The 13,737-nt window shown below is 69.8% G+C and carries 12 protein-coding genes and 3 pseudogenes; 5 read left to right on the top strand and 10 right to left on the bottom strand.

All coding sequences use genetic code 11. From position 1 onward, the window contains the following. Window positions 1–327 precede the first annotated feature (327 nt). Window positions 328–507: pseudogene (locus ACFWBF_RS13305) on the top strand (aminobenzoate oxygenase); the annotation flags it as partial. A gap of 111 nt (window positions 508–618) precedes the next feature. Here the strand turns inward: ACFWBF_RS13305 and ACFWBF_RS13300 are convergent. After that, a complete protein-coding gene (locus ACFWBF_RS13300) occupies window positions 619–837 on the bottom strand; it encodes an RICIN domain-containing protein (RefSeq protein ID WP_385599958.1) in 219 nt (72 codons plus the stop codon). 168 nt (window positions 838–1,005) lie between these two features. Between ACFWBF_RS13300 and ACFWBF_RS13295 the strand changes: the two genes are divergently transcribed. Both ACFWBF_RS13295 and ACFWBF_RS13290 read left to right on the top strand, forming a co-directional pair. After that, on the top strand, window positions 1,006–2,721 hold the full coding sequence (locus tag ACFWBF_RS13295; RefSeq protein WP_385599956.1) for an LPXTG cell wall anchor domain-containing protein: 1,716 nt from the start codon (window positions 1,006–1,008) through the stop codon (window positions 2,719–2,721). Window positions 2,722–2,905: 184 nt separating this feature from the next. Further along, window positions 2,906–3,145, top strand: a complete 240-nt coding sequence (locus tag ACFWBF_RS13290; protein WP_385599974.1) for a hypothetical protein — start codon at window positions 2,906–2,908, stop codon at window positions 3,143–3,145. A gap of 375 nt (window positions 3,146–3,520) precedes the next feature. Here ACFWBF_RS13290 and ACFWBF_RS13285 read toward each other — a convergent pair whose 3' ends face one another. From ACFWBF_RS13285 to ACFWBF_RS13270, 4 genes are all read right to left on the bottom strand, one after another. Continuing rightward, on the bottom strand, window positions 3,521–4,918 hold the full coding sequence (locus tag ACFWBF_RS13285; RefSeq protein WP_385599801.1) for a glycoside hydrolase family 43 protein: 1,398 nt from the start codon (window positions 4,916–4,918) through the stop codon (window positions 3,521–3,523). Window positions 4,919–5,219: 301 nt separating this feature from the next. After that, on the bottom strand, window positions 5,220–5,414 hold the full coding sequence (locus tag ACFWBF_RS13280; RefSeq protein ID WP_385599799.1) for a hypothetical protein: 195 nt from the start codon (window positions 5,412–5,414) through the stop codon (window positions 5,220–5,222). 49 nt (window positions 5,415–5,463) lie between these two features. Then, window positions 5,464–6,447 (bottom strand): NADPH:quinone reductase, encoded by a 984-nt coding sequence (locus tag ACFWBF_RS13275; RefSeq protein WP_385599796.1) that lies wholly within the window; start codon window positions 6,445–6,447, stop codon window positions 5,464–5,466. 20 nt (window positions 6,448–6,467) lie between these two features. After that, on the bottom strand, window positions 6,468–7,046 hold the full coding sequence (locus ACFWBF_RS13270; RefSeq protein ID WP_385599793.1) for a PadR family transcriptional regulator: 579 nt from the start codon (window positions 7,044–7,046) through the stop codon (window positions 6,468–6,470). A gap of 125 nt (window positions 7,047–7,171) precedes the next feature. On the opposite strand from ACFWBF_RS13270, the gene ACFWBF_RS13265 reads away from it, so the two are divergent. Both ACFWBF_RS13265 and ACFWBF_RS13260 read left to right on the top strand, forming a co-directional pair. Then, window positions 7,172–7,564: an ester cyclase gene (locus ACFWBF_RS13265; RefSeq protein ID WP_267036548.1), complete on the top strand. Its 393-nt coding sequence runs from the start codon at window positions 7,172–7,174 to the stop codon at window positions 7,562–7,564. Between the two features lie 183 nt (window positions 7,565–7,747). After that, window positions 7,748–8,425: pseudogene (locus ACFWBF_RS13260) on the top strand (MFS transporter); the annotation flags it as partial. Window positions 8,426–8,632: 207 nt separating this feature from the next. Here the strand turns inward: ACFWBF_RS13260 and ACFWBF_RS13255 are convergent. The 5 genes and pseudogenes from ACFWBF_RS13255 to ACFWBF_RS13235 form a co-directional block, all read right to left on the bottom strand. Further along, the gene (locus tag ACFWBF_RS13255; RefSeq protein ID WP_385599790.1) at window positions 8,633–9,649 is read right to left on the bottom strand and encodes a TIGR03842 family LLM class F420-dependent oxidoreductase; all 1,017 of its coding nucleotides are present in this window, start codon (window positions 9,647–9,649) and stop codon (window positions 8,633–8,635) included. A gap of 13 nt (window positions 9,650–9,662) precedes the next feature. Continuing rightward, the gene (hydA, locus tag ACFWBF_RS13250) at window positions 9,663–11,063 is read right to left on the bottom strand and encodes a dihydropyrimidinase (RefSeq protein WP_385599787.1); all 1,401 of its coding nucleotides are present in this window, start codon (window positions 11,061–11,063) and stop codon (window positions 9,663–9,665) included. Between the two features lie 17 nt (window positions 11,064–11,080). After that, entirely contained in the window at window positions 11,081–12,376 is a 1,296-nt protein-coding gene (locus ACFWBF_RS13245; protein WP_385599783.1) for an aspartate aminotransferase family protein, read from the bottom strand. Continuing rightward, window positions 12,373–13,215, bottom strand: coding sequence for a nitrilase-related carbon-nitrogen hydrolase (locus ACFWBF_RS13240; protein ID WP_385226484.1), 843 nt, complete (start codon window positions 13,213–13,215; stop codon window positions 12,373–12,375). The genes ACFWBF_RS13245 and ACFWBF_RS13240 overlap by 4 nt, the downstream gene beginning before the upstream one ends. A gap of 162 nt (window positions 13,216–13,377) precedes the next feature. Further along, a pseudogene (locus tag ACFWBF_RS13235) lies at window positions 13,378–13,737 on the bottom strand (hypothetical protein); the annotation flags it as partial.

Below are 13,737 nucleotides of genomic sequence, written 5' to 3'. Positions count from 1 at the left end.
AAGGGCGTCCGACGAGCAGGCCGCCTGTGGCGGGCCAGCCGCCGACCCGGCGGCTGAAGGCTTGCCTGGGTGCCTGAAGTGGGGCTGCCACGGCCTGGCCGTGACAGCGTCCCGACTGGAATGACTCGGGGAACAAGCGGTGAAGATCACGGCGATGGTGCCGTGCTTGAACGCCCCATCTGCAATGCACCCGGGCCGGATGGAGCCGTCGGCGAGCTGCTGCATGAATCGGTACGCGATCAAGGCGTCCTGAGCCCAGGCGGAGCCCGGTGAAACGCCCCGCGCATACGCGGTGGCGTCCTCAAGTCTCCTTTGCCGCCGGGATGGCGTGACTCCCGCTGGGACCTGCCCTACCTGGGCATGCAGGTGCTGACCGAGGGACTGGCCCTGGCTGCCTTCGGGCTCCTCCGGAACACCACCACCAAGCCGCTGCCCCGCCTGCTGCTCGCCTACGTGATGCAGGACGAGGCCCGGCACGTGGCCTTCGGCCAGATGGCGCTGCGCGACCGCACCCGCGACAGCTGCTCGTCCAGTGGCGTATATCGGCTACCCCGGCCAGCAGAAGGCCCTGGACAGGTCGGGCGCCGGGTTGCCGGCCCGCGCCCGACCTGTGTTGGTTCAGCTCTTGCCGGTCAGGCGCCAGACCTGGTTCTTCTTGGTGGCCAGGGCAGCCGCGGAGTCACAGGTCCACTGGTGGACCAGTGCTCCGACGGCGGTGGAGATCTCGCTGACGTCCACGCACTTGCCGCTGTGCACCGCGACGAGCTGGTAGTCGTTGGCGGCGACCTGCCGCAGCCTGAACTGCTGGCTGGTGCCGCCGTGGCAGGTCCACGGCAACCTTTCCGCTCTGAGTGGCCACTTAGGGGTGTACGGACGAGGGCAAGCCGTGGTCAGCGGCGCTACGCCCTCTGTGTCAACACCCGATCGGAGCCCCACGTGTCACCAGACGACCCGAGATCCGCAGAGCAGCCGATGCCCTGGGATCGCACGCCCCGCCGTAGCCGGATGCGCCGGCGCTTTGTCGCGGGGGCGGTGGCGGTGCTCGCCGCCTCGGTCGGCCTCGGTGCCCTGGCGCCCAGCGCGGGCGCCGCGCCGACCGTCGACATCAGTGTGAATGCCGGTGCCTCCCTGGGCACGGTGCCCAGCAGTGGTGTCGGCCTCAACACGGGCTACGGCGACGAGCACATGGGGGACGCCAAGCCGACATCGCTGATGAAGGCCGCCGGAGTCCGGCAGCTGCGCTTTCCCGGCGGCTCCGGCGCGGACGAGTACCACTGGAAGACCCACACCTACGGCGACGGCAAGGGCTGGATCCCCTCCAACACCGACTTCGACCACTTCATGGCCACCGCGAAGACGGTCGGCGCCCAGCCGATCCTGACCGCGAACTACGGTTCCGGCACCCCCCAGGAGGCCGCCGACTGGGTCAAGTACGCCAACGTCGACAAAGGTTACGGCGTGAAGTACTGGGAGATCGGCAACGAGGTCTACGGCAACGGGCACTACGGCAACGGCAAGGGCTGGGAAACCGACACCCACGCCGACAAGAGCCCGAAGGAGTACGGAAAGAACCTGGTCGCCTACTCGAAGGCGATGAAGGCCGTGGACCCGAAGGTGAAGATCGGAGCGGTGCTCACCACCCCCGGCGGCTGGCCGGACACGGAGAAGGCTCCCGGTGACAGCGCCGACTGGAACCACACGGTGCTCTCCATCGCGGCAAGCTCGATCGACTTCGTCATCGTCCACTGGTATCCGGGCGGCACCACCACGGCCGACCTGCTGAACACCCCCTCGCGGATCGCCGGTGCCACATCCTCGCTGCGCTCGCTGATCGCCAAGTACGCGGGCACGCGCGCCGCTTCGGTGGAGATCGCGGTCACCGAGACCGACGCCGTCGGCTCGCCCGCCTTGACCAGCCAGGCCGCGGCCCTGTTCGCGCCGGACACCTACATGACCTGGTTCGAGCAGGGTGCCACCCACGTGGACTGGTGGAACCTGCACAACGGCTCGGGCGAAACACCCACCACCGTCCACGGCGAGACCGACTACCGGGACGGGGGCATTCTCTCCGCTGGAACCTGCGCCGGGGGGAAGTGCCAACCGCCGCGCGACACGCCCTTCCCCACCTACTGGGGCATCCGCTCGCTGACCGCACTGGTGCAGCCCGGCGACACCATGGTCAAGTCGTCCTCGGGCAACTCGTCGGTTGCCGTGCACGCGGTGCGGAGCGGCAACGGCGGTCTGAACGTCATGCTGATCAACAAGAGCCCGCAGAACGCGGCGCCGGTGTCGCTCTCGTACGCCGGATTCACCCCGGCCGCCGGGGCGGTCACGACCGTTTCGTATGCCAAGGGAGATACTGCCCTGACGACGGCGCAGCGGGGCACGGCGGCCGCACAGACGCTGCCGCCGTACTCGATCACGACTCTTCAGCTGAAGCCCGCGTCGGGGACCGCCGGCGCTGCCAAGCCGACGCCCGCCCCCACGCCGACCGCCGCCACGCCTGTTGTTACCGCCTCCGGCACGAACGGCACCCGTGCGCAGGCGGAGCGCGGCGTACCCGTCGGCCGGCCGACCCCGGGCAACACGTCCGGCGGCCTGGCTTCCACCGGGGTGAGCAACACCATCACCTACAGCGCCCTCGGTGGCCTGCTGGTCATCGCCGCCGGCATCGTGCTGGTGCTTCGCGGACGTCGCCGCGGGGCTTTGCACGGGAAGTGAGACCGCGTGAGTGACCAACGGCCCGGCAGCAACGCCACCCACCCGTGTCGCGCGCCGGGCCGTCGGCCTCCGCGCCGGCGGTCAGGTAACAAACAAGGCCGGGGTCGTTGACCTAAACCTGGCCTACCTCGGCACCGGTCCCGGCCCGTGGGGTGGCCCGCAGGCGGCTGCGTTCCGGGCCACCGTGGAACTGCCGCGTGAGGACTTCGCGATCTTCGGGGACCTGGCGGTGTTGCCCGCCTGGCGGGGTCAGGGCATCGAACGGCGACTCCACGACGCCGTTCTGACCTTCCGGGACGAGACCGGGACGGTGCTGGTCGCAGACTCCACCGATGCCACCATGCGGGGCATCTACCGGAACTGGCGCTACGTCTGGCGCACCGCAGGAGGCAGCGCCGATCGCTGCGCCCCGCCCCGCTGCTGATCTCCGGCCTTTTGCAGACCGGTAGCGCCGCCTCGGACACGTCCGTGGGCGCCACCTGCACCACCGGCGCCGACGGTTTCTGCACCGCGACCGTCCCGCTGGGGAGCTACTACTGGTAGGAGACCAAAGCACCGCACCGCTGGGAGCACTCCCATGCGAAGGCACATGAAGCCAGCCCCGCGCGGTGCGCGTCAAGACATGCGCCCACGTTCACCTTCCGTAACCGGACTTCCCCCTGCCCCACCGCGTACGGTCGACGGGCCCGTCCGGGTCGATCTCCCCACGGACACCGCCTGGTCCCTTCGGGTTCACCCCGAGGGGACCAGGCCGGCGTTTCCCAACGGCCGCGAAGCCAAAGGCCCGAGCCGACCCCCGTCAGTAGCCGACGTGGAAGGTGGCGTCGGCCTTCTCCGTGGTGGTGGCGATCGGGTCGATGCGCAGGACGTAGCCGGTGTGCCGGATGTAATGCGTCGGGAAGTTATGCGAACGGAAGGACGACCAGGAGGAGTCAGCCAGGCCGGCGGTCCTGTGGAACGTGGCGTCCGCGGCGAAGGTCGCGGTGCCGTCGTTCTCTTCCAGCCGCAGGTCGTAGTTGTAGTGCCGCAGATAGCGGGTCGGGAAGTCGACCGACTGGAAGGACACACCCGCGCTGTCGGCCAGGCCGCGTACGAGCTTCCACTGCGACTCGGTGTACGGGTCGAACGGGTAGACATCGATCCGGCCGACGGAGTTGGCATGACGGACGTAACGGTCGGGGTAGTTGTAGGACTTCAGCCGGTTCCAGGCGGGGCTGCCCCACTTCGCCACGAGGTTGTCGTACTCGGTCATGGTGATCGTCGCGATCGTGCAGTGCTTGGAGTTGAGCGGCTGGGTGTAGAGGCGCTGGTCGAGCGCGGTCCAGGTGCCGGCGGCAAGGTCGTTGCTCTGCCAGGCGTAGAAGACGCCGTTCGGCGAGTAGGTGTCGCCCCACAGGTACCAGGATCCGGAGGTCAGGGACTTCACCAGGGTCGGCGCCTCGGTGGCACCGTGAGCGGCCGCCGTGCTGAAGGGCGTGAAGCTGCCCGGATTGAGGGTGGTCGACCGCGCGCCGACCAGGGTCTCGTCCCTCTTGTGGTAGAGGTAGTTGACCCCGTTGACGCCCACGGCCAGAGTGCCGTCAATGATGTCGTGGCCGGGATCGAAGAAAACTTGCGGGGACGACACCGTCTGGAAGTCGGTGGTGTAGTTCACCATGATCACGCCGTGGCCGCTGGCATTGACGGACGAGTAGATGATCCCGTACGCGCCCCGGCCGGCGTCCCAGAACGACTCGGGCGCCCAGCTATGGGTGACCATGTCGTGCAGCTTCAGGCGTCGGTAGCCCGTGAAGCTGCGCAGGTCCGCGGAGTCCCAGACGTGGATGTACTGACTGTTGTAGCCCCAGTCGAAGCCCTTGAGGTCGGTGGCGAGTACGACGAAGGTGCCGTCCTGCTTGCGCATGATGAACGGATCACGCAGGCCGCCCGCACCCGCGGTCGGGGTCACCACGGGGTTGTTCTGGTTGAGCGGCATCCAGCGCAGGCCGTCGGTGCTGACGGCCAAGTGCAGGCCGTAGTTGGCGTCCAGCAAGGCCGCGGACTCGGTGAAGTAGCCCATGACGTAGGCCGCATCCGCGGCGTAGGCGGGCCGCGCGCCCAGGGCCAGCGTTCCGGACAGGGCCAGCGGGACGGTGGCGGCCATACCGAGGAACAGGCGTCGCGACGGGTGGGGGCCGGGGCCGGTTGTTGCGGTCATTTGCGCTCCAGGGTGCGTGGGGGCGGGCGGCCGTTCTCGGCAGTCACGGCATGCACCGTCGCAGTGCTGGGCGGGGGCGCCCGGACCACGGGATGCAACGGGTCCCGCGGGTGGTCGCGGACGTTGCGTCCCGGGGCGGGATGGTTGCTGCCCGTTCCGTGGAGCCCAGCCCGTCGGGAGGGCGGGGACGATGGAAGCAGTATTGATTGTTAGCGCTAACAATCAATTCGGCCAGATCACGCGGTAGATGAGAGCGGCTCGGTGGCCATCACTATGGGTCAGCCCGAATAGCGCGTCAAGGTCACGCGCAAGGTCGTCCCGCTGCCCGGCCGGGAATGGCAGCCCGACCCGATCCGTCGTCCCGGACGGGCACGTCGGCCTCGACGAAGTCCAGCCGCCGGTTCATGCCGATGGCCGCAGCGTTGCCCGGGTGGTGGAAGGCCCGCATCCAGTGCACGCCGCGCGAACGCGCGAAGCTGATCGCCAGAAGCTTCACCGCCAGCGCGACGCCCCTCCCCCGTTGGCCGGCCAGCACTCCGTCTGCGCTATTGGGGGATGGTGACCAGGATGCGGCCGTGGCCACCGCCGGCGTCGACGTGGTCGTGGGCCTTGGCGATGTCGTCCAGCGGGTGACGGTCGCCGACGGCGACGGTGAGGGCGCCGACGGCGGCTGCGGAGGTGAGGTCGCGGGCGGCCTGACCCTTGGCCTCGGTGGGGAAGTCGTCGCTGCCGAGCAGTCGCAGGGTGACGTTGTTGAACAGCAGCGGCCAGAAGGGGATCTCGGTGCGGTCCGTGCGGGTGGCGTAGGCGGCGATGACGGCGTTGTTGGCGGCGACGGCGTTGTCGAGATCGGCGTTGTCGGACAGCGCGACCTCGATGATCCGGTCGACGCCCCGCGGCGCGTACGAGCGGATGGCCGCTGCGGGGTCGCCGGTATCCAGGGCGACGGCGTGGGAGACGACGGCCGGGTCGACGTGGTGGAGGTCCGCGGTGCGGCGGACGGTGGCGATCACGGTCGCGCCGGCCCAGTGGGCGAGCTGGGCGGCCAGGGAGCCGACGCCGCCGAGGACTCCGTGGACCAGGACCAGTCGGCCGTCGACCGGGCCGTCGGCGAAGACGGTGCGGTGGGCGGTGATGCCGGGGATGCCGAGGCTCGCCCCCAGCTCGTCGCCGAGGTGGTCGGGCAGAGGTACGGCTTGGTTCTCAGGTACGACGGTGTACTGAGCAGCTGTGCCGAAGGGCCGGTAGGACTGGGCGCCGTACACCCAGACCCGCTGTCCGACGCGACGAGTGTCGACTTGGGCGCCCACGGCGTCGATGACCCCGGCGGCGTCGCTGTGCGGGATCACCCGTGGATAGGGCATGGACGAGCCGAGCCAGCCGCGCCGCTTCTTGGTGTCGCCGGGGTTGACGCCCGAGACGGTGACGCGGACGCGGACCTCGCCGGGGCCGGGGACAGGATCAGGGAGTTCGCCGACGTGCAGGACATCGGCGGCGGGTCCCTGGTCGTCGTACCAGGATGCAAGCATGGGGGTACCTCCGTGGGCGGTCAGCTCGCGGGAGCGGCGGGCGCATGCGGATCGTTGTCAGTGACCGTGGTGTCGAATGCGGGCGGTTTCTCGCCGAGGGTCTCGCGCAGCCAGGTCCGTTCGGCGCGGCTGGTGGCGCGGGCGGTGAGCAGCATGCCGCGCCGGTAGGGGTCGGCGATCTCTTCGGCACGCAGGGGCCGGTCGTGGTCGTAGAAGAAGCTCGCCGGTTCTTCCAGGAACTCCAGCCGTCTGCGCAGCACCGCGTGCTGTTCGGCTACGTCGGGCAGGTGGGAGAGGAATGCCAGGACGATGTAGAACCGTGTGAAGTCGGTGATCTCGTGGTCGGCGGGCTTGCGCAGACGCTGAAGCATGTCGGCCCGTCCGGCCGCGGTCAGGCTGAGCACGTACCGGGCCGCCCCCGCAGCCGGGTCGGTGCGCCGCTCGATCAAGCCCGCCTTGGCCAGACGATTGATCGCCGGATACAGGCTGCCGTCGCTGACCGGCCGCGTGTAGCCCGTCAGCTGTGAGACGCGGCGGCGCAGCTCGTGTCCGGGCAAGGGTCCCTCGGCCAGGAAACCGAATATCGCGAGTTCCAGCATGGGTCCATCCTCGCACGCCTACATCGAATCGATGTAAACATCGTTTCGATGTTAAGCTCCCAGGTATCCACCCATCGTCTTCGGAGAGGCACAGCAAGATGCCGGCGCAGTCCAGCGAGTCAGTGATGAACCGCTTCGTCGAGTTCATCAACACGGGCAACGAGGATCTCGCCCGCGAGGTCATTTCTCCGGACGCGGTGTTCCACGCACCCAGCCACCCGGAACCGCTGCGGGGGCCCGATGGGTACATGGAAGTCCTCGGGATGATGCGCAGCGCCTTCCCGGACGTCCAGTGGACGCTGGAGGAGACGGTCACCGAAGGCGACACGGTCGCCGCGCGGTTCACCATGCGGGGAACCCACGACGGTGAATTCTTCGGGATCCCGGCGAGCGGCAACAAGATCTCGGTGCAGGCCATGAACTTCTACTATCTGGCCGACGGCCGGATCGTCGGCGAACGAGGCCAGCCCGACCTCCTCGGGGTGATGCAGCAGATCGGTGCCGTACCGGCGCCGTGAGGCAGACAGTCGCCTCCTCCTCCCGCGCAACCGTCCAGGTCCGCGCTGCCGCCCTCCCACAAGACACATCATGGAATCCCTCGCACCCGCACCGCCCGCTCCGCCCTGGACGCGTGGGGGTGGCGCATCCCCTTCCTGTTCGGCGCGCTGCTCGCCACCACGGTGCTGATCGCCCGCTCCACCATGCGCGAATCCCCCGCCTTCGAGCAGCAGCCCCCGCCCGACACCAAGGGCGCGGGCCCACTGATGACCACTCTGCGCACCCAGCGCCCCGCGCTCTACCGGACGTTCGCGATCTCGGCACTCGGCTCGGTGACGTACTACGTCGGCATCAGCTACGTCCCCACCTACCTCGGCGCGGTCAGCGGCTTCAGGGAGTCCGACGCCCTGTGGCTGTCGACCACCGCGGCCCTCGTCGTCATCGTCGTCACGCCGTTCGCGGGTGCCCTGTCCGACCGGGTCGGCCGCCGCCCCGCACTCACGCTCTTCGGTGCCCTGGCGGTGATCCTGCCGCCGGCCGTGTTCGGCCTGATGACCCAGGGCAGCTTCGCCGCCGCACTGACCGGCGCGGTCGTCCTGGCCTGCGTGGCAGGCGGCATCAGCGCGGTCGCGGCCTCCGCGATCGCTGAACAGTTCCCCGTCGCCCAGCGCCTCAGCGGCCTCGCGCTCGGCGCCACCGCTGCTACCGCCCTCTTCGGCGGACTCACCCCTTACGCCTCCCAGGCCCTGGTCGACTCCACCGGCTGGGCCCTGATGCCCGGCGCCCTGATCGCCGCCACTGCCCTGGCCGTCCTGCCCGTCCTGCGCCGCCTCCCGGAAACCGCACCAGCCATCCGTGCACCCCAGCCCGGCCATCTCACCCCGGAACCCGAACCCAAGCCCACTGAGCGAGCCGACGCACTGTTCCGAGCGCGCGTGGCCGATCTGGGCGGCCCCGAGACCACCACCAGAGCACCGCTCCGCCTGCTCCGACACCCGCTTCCGGGCAGCAGCCCCGGCGGCCCGGCCACCCGATTGGTTCCCACCGCCCGGACCGCCTCCGTCGCGCCGGAGCCCGATTCGGTGGCGCTAACCGTTAACGGCCGGGATCACATGCTGCCCGTACGCATCGATGGTGGCCTCACGGGCATCGTGCATGTCGTAGACGGCGAACTGGTCGACACCCAAGTCGCGCAGGGCTCGGAGTTTGGCGATGTGCGCCTCGGCCGGGCCCAGGAGGCAGAAGCGGTCGACGATCTCGTCGGGGACGAAGTCGGTGGACGGGTTCCCGGCCCGGCCGTGGTGGCTGTAGTCGTACCCCTGGCGGGACTTGACGTACTCGGTCAGCTCCTCGGGAACCATCGAGGAGTGCTCCCCGTAGCGGGAGACCAAGTCGGCCACGTGATTGCCGACCATCCCCCCGAACCAGCGGCACTGGTTCCGGGCGTGGTCCAGTGCCTGTGCCGAGTCGTCAGCCGTGACGTACGCCGGGGCCGCCACGCAGATGGTGATCGCGGAGGGATCCCGGCCAGCCTCGGCCGCGGCCTGGCGGACTGCCTTGATCATCCACTCGGTGAGGTAGAGGTCGGCGAGTTGCAGGATGAACCCGTCGGCCTTCTGTCCGGCGAGTGCGAGGGCCTTGGGCCCGTACGCCGCCATCCACACGGGCAGCTTCCCGTCCCGGATCCACGGAATCCGCAGCGACTTCCCGTCGACCTCGGCCTCACGCCCCTCCGCCAGGTCACGGATGACGTCGATGGCCTCGCCGAGGCGGGCCAGGGTATTGGGCGCGCGCCCGGCGACCCGCATTGCCGAGTCCCCGCGCCCGATCCCGCAGACCGTGCGGTTGCCGTACATGTCGTTGAGAGTGGCGAAGGTGGAGGCGGTCACCTCCCAGGTGCGCGTCCCCGGGTTGGTGACCATCGGACCCACGTGCATGCGCTGCGTGTTGGCCAGGATCTGGCTGTAGATGACGAACGGTTCCTGCCACAGGACCGCCGAGTCGAAGGTCCAGCCGTAGCGAAAGCCGTTGCGTTCGGCACGCTTCATGAGGCTGACGACCTGAGAGGCCGGCGGGTCGGTCTGGAGGACGAGGCCAAAGTCCATGCGGGGACTCTCCTTACAAGTACTGACAAGTGGAGCGGTGAACGAAGGCCCCGTGACCGGCCCGCCCGGTGTACTCGCGCCGATCGATGACGACCTCACCTCGGGAGAGGACCGTGTCGACGCGTCCGGTGATCCGCTTGCCCTCGTACGCCGAGTAGTCCACGTTCATGTGGTGCGTCTCGGCGGAGATGACCTGCTCGGCGTGCGGATCGTAGAGGACGATGTCGGCGTCGGAACCCGGCGCGATCGTGCCCTTCTGCGGGTAGAGGCCGAACATCCGGGCCGGGCTCGCGCACGCGATCTCGATCCAGCGGCGGCGGGTGATGTGCCCGTCCAGGACCGCCTGGTGGAGGAGGTCCATGCGGTTCTCCACCCCCGGCAACCCGTTCGGGATCTTCGAGAAGTCGCCGCGGCCCAGCTCCTTCTGACCCCGGAAGCAGAACGGACAGTGGTCGGTGGAAACCACCTGCAGGTCGTTCGTCCGCAGCCCCCGCCACAACGCCGCCTGATGCTCGCGCGGACGCAGCGGGGTCGAGCAGACGTACTTCGCGCCCTGGAAGTCCGGCTCCTCCAGGTTGTCCGTGGACAGGAACAGGTACTGCGGACAGGTTTCCCCGAAGACCGGCAGACCCTTGTCGCGGGCGGTCGCCAGCTCCGCGACTGCTTCCTCCGCCGAGACGTGGACCACGTAGAGGGGGGATCCGGCGACCCGGGCGAGCTGGATGGCTCGGTGCGTGGCCTCGGCTTCCAGGAGGACCTTGCGGACCTCGCCGTGGTGGCGCGGGTCCGTCTCTCCACGAGCCAGGGCCTGCTCCACGAGCACGTCGATCGCGATGCCGTTCTCCGCGTGCATCATGATCAGCCCGCCGTTGCCGGAGGCCCGCTGCATGGCGCGCAGGATCTGGCCGTCGTCGCTGTAGAAGACGCCGGGGTAGGCCATGAACAGCTTGAAGGAGGTGACCCCCTCCCCCACCAGGTGGTCCATCTCTTTGAGGGTGCCCTCGTTGACGTCGGAGAGGATCATGTGGAAGGCGTAGTCGATGGCGCACTTGCCGTCGGCCTTGTCGTACCAGGTGTCGAGCCCCTCGCGCAGCGAGTGGCCCACGCCCTGCACGGCGAAGTCCACGATGGTCGTGGTACCTCCCCAGGCGGCGGCCCGGGTGCCCGTCTCGAAGGTGTCCGAGGCGGCCGTGCCCCCGAAGGGGAGCTCCATGTGGGTGTGCGCGTCGACCCCGCCGGGGATGACGTACTTCCCGCTCGCGTCGATCGTACGGTCGGCCGTCCAGGCCTCGGCGGCAGCCGAGCCGTGTGCGGCGAGGGCGGCCACGCGGCCGTCCTCGATCAGGACGTCGGCGTGCAGTTCGTCGGCGGCGGTGATGACGAGGCCGCCGCTGATCAGGGTGCGGATGCTCATGTACGGCTCCCTCGGGGCTAGGTCAGGACGCGCAGGGCCTGTTCGAGGATCTCGGCGCCCTCTTCCGCCTCGGCGACGGTGAGGGAGAGCGGCGGCGCGATGCGCAGCACGCTGGTGTTGTGGCCGCCGCCCTTGCCGAGCAGCAGGCCGCCCTCGCGGGCGGCCTCCAGGACGGCGGCGGCCGCGTCCGGGTCGGCCTGGTCGGTGCCGGGCCTGACCAGTTCCAGTCCGGCCATCAGGCCCCGGCCGCGGACCTCCCGTACGGCGGGCACGTGCGCGGCGATCGCGCGCAGCCGCTCCAGGAGCAGGCCGCCGACACGGCGGGCATTGCCCTGGAGGTCGTGCTCCAGCAGGTACGCCAGGTTCGCGACGCCGGCCGCCATGGTGACCGGTGAGCCGCCGAAGGTGGAGATGGAGTTGGAGTCCAGGCAGTTCATCACGTCGGCGCGGGCCACGACCCCGCCGATGGACATGCCGTTGCCGATGCCCTTGGCGAAGGTGAGGATGTCCGGCGGGCCGCTTTGGGCGTGCGCCTGCCAGCCCCAGAAGTGCTCCCCCGTACGTCCCCAGCCGGTCTGCACCTCGTCGCTGATCCAGAGGATGCCGTGCCGGTCGAGCTCCTCGCGGAAGGCCCCGTACAGCCCGTCGGGCGGCGCGGTGAAGCCGCCGACGCCCTGGATCGGCTCGGCGATCAGCGCGGCGACCCCGCCGCGGGCCTGCCCGAGGACGTCCTGGAGGTCCTCGACGGCGGCGGCGGTGAAGTCCGCGTCGGACAGGTGCGCGAAGGGGCCGCGGCTGCGCACCGCGCCGTGGACGTAGTACGTCTGCAGCGGCGAGAGGCTCGTCGGGGACCAGCCGCGGTTGCCGGTGACGGAGACGGTGGAGAAGGAGCGGCCGTGGTAGCTGTTGCGCATCGCCAGGATCTGGTTGGAGCGGCGGTACGTCGTCGCGAGCAGCAGGGCGGTGTCGTTGGCCTCGGTGCCGGAGGTGGTGAAGAAGACCCGGGCGTCCGGGATCCCGGACAGGGTGGCGACCCGCTCGGCCAGCTCGATCATCGGCCGGTTGAGGTAGAGGGTCGAGGAGTGGATGATCCGGCCGGCCTGCTCGGAGACGGCCTTGGTGACCTCGGGCAGCGCGTGCGCGGTCATCGTGGTGAGGATGCCGCCGAAGAAGTCGAGGTAGCGGTTGCCGTCGGCGTCCCACACGTGGCGGCCCTCGCCGTGGGTGAGCTCGATGGGACGGTCGTAGTAGAGCGCGAGCCAGTCGGGCAGGACGCTGTGGTGTCGGCTGTGCAGGGGAATCGGGTTGGTCACGGCTGTACGAGCCCTCCGTAGGCGTCGGGGCGGCGGTCGCGGTAGAAGGCCCACTGGTCGCGGACCTCCTTGATCAGGTCGAAGTCGAGGTCGCGGACGAGGAGTTCCTCCTCCTTGTCGCTGGCGGTCTCCCCGACGAACCGGCCCCGCGGGTCCACGAAGTAGCTCGTCCCGTAGAAGTCGTTGTCGCCGTACTCCTCCTGGCCGATGCGGTTGATGGCGGCGATGAAGTACTCGTTGGCGACGGCCGCGGCGGGCTGCTCCAGCTGCCAGAGGTACGCGGAGAGGCCGCGGTGCGTGGCGGAGGGGTTGTAGACGAGCTGGGCTCCGGCCAGGCCCAGTTGGCGCCAGCCCTCGGGGAAGTGGCGGTCGTAGCAGATGTACACGCCGATCCGGCCGACGGCGGTGTCGAAGACGGGCCAGCCGAGGTTGCCGGGGCGGAAGTAGTACTTCTCCCAGAACCCTTTGACCTGGGGAATGTGGTGCTTGCGGTACTTGCCGAGGTAGCTGCCGTCGGCGTCGATGACGGCGGCGGTGTTGTAGTAGAAGCCCTCCGACTCCAGCTCGAAGACCGGGACGACGATCACCATGCCGGTCTCGCGGGCCAGTTCCTGCATCCGCCGGACGGTGGGGCCGTCGGGGACGGCCTCGGCCCAGCGGTAGTGCTCGGGCTCCTGGACCTGGCAGAAGTAGGGGGCGTTGAACACCTCCTGGAAACCGATGATCTTCGCGCCCTGGGCGGCCGCCCGGCGGGCGTGCTCCTCGTGTTTGGCGATCATCGACTCGGTGTCTCCGGTCCAGGTGGCCTGGACGAGTGCGGCGCGGACGACATGGGCCATGAGCTGCTCCTCGCGACGGGAACGCCGACTTCTACGCACGTAGATGGTGTGCGTAGGGAGTAGAACGTAGGCCGCGTCACCGCGTGGGGCAAGAGCGCCTTGCGCGGTTGGAGTAGTCGATCAAGATACGACCGCGTTACGTCGGCACGTGGTCGTTTCCGGTCAGGAGGTGGGCGGTTTCGCGACGCGCAGGGCGTGCACCAGGTCCCGGTGGTGCGTGCTCGAGAGCGCTTCGGCGGCCCGCAGCAGCCGGGGCCCGAACCACTGCGGGTCGCGGCGGGCGAGGCGGGCGGACTCCTCGGCGGTGCGCAGCCGGACGAAGGCGCCGAGCAGGGCGTCGGCCTCCCGTGTGCGGCCGGCCGCGCCGAGCGCGAGGGCGGCTTCGGCGATCTCGGCGGCGGGGCGGGCCGCGGCCTGGCGCAGCAGGGTCTCGCAGTCGGCGGCCCGGCCCGCCTCCCCGAGCGCGGCGGCGGCCGCGGCGAGCCGCTCGGGCGGCAGCGAGGCCGCCTCCCAGAGCAGGGT

The sequence above is a fragment of the Streptomyces sp. NPDC060028 genome (assembly GCF_042736725.1).
In the GTDB taxonomy this organism is placed as follows: domain Bacteria; phylum Actinomycetota; class Actinomycetes; order Streptomycetales; family Streptomycetaceae; genus Streptomyces.
Note: the sequence above shows the minus strand (reverse complement) of the source record. Positions and strands in the feature narration are given on the sequence as shown.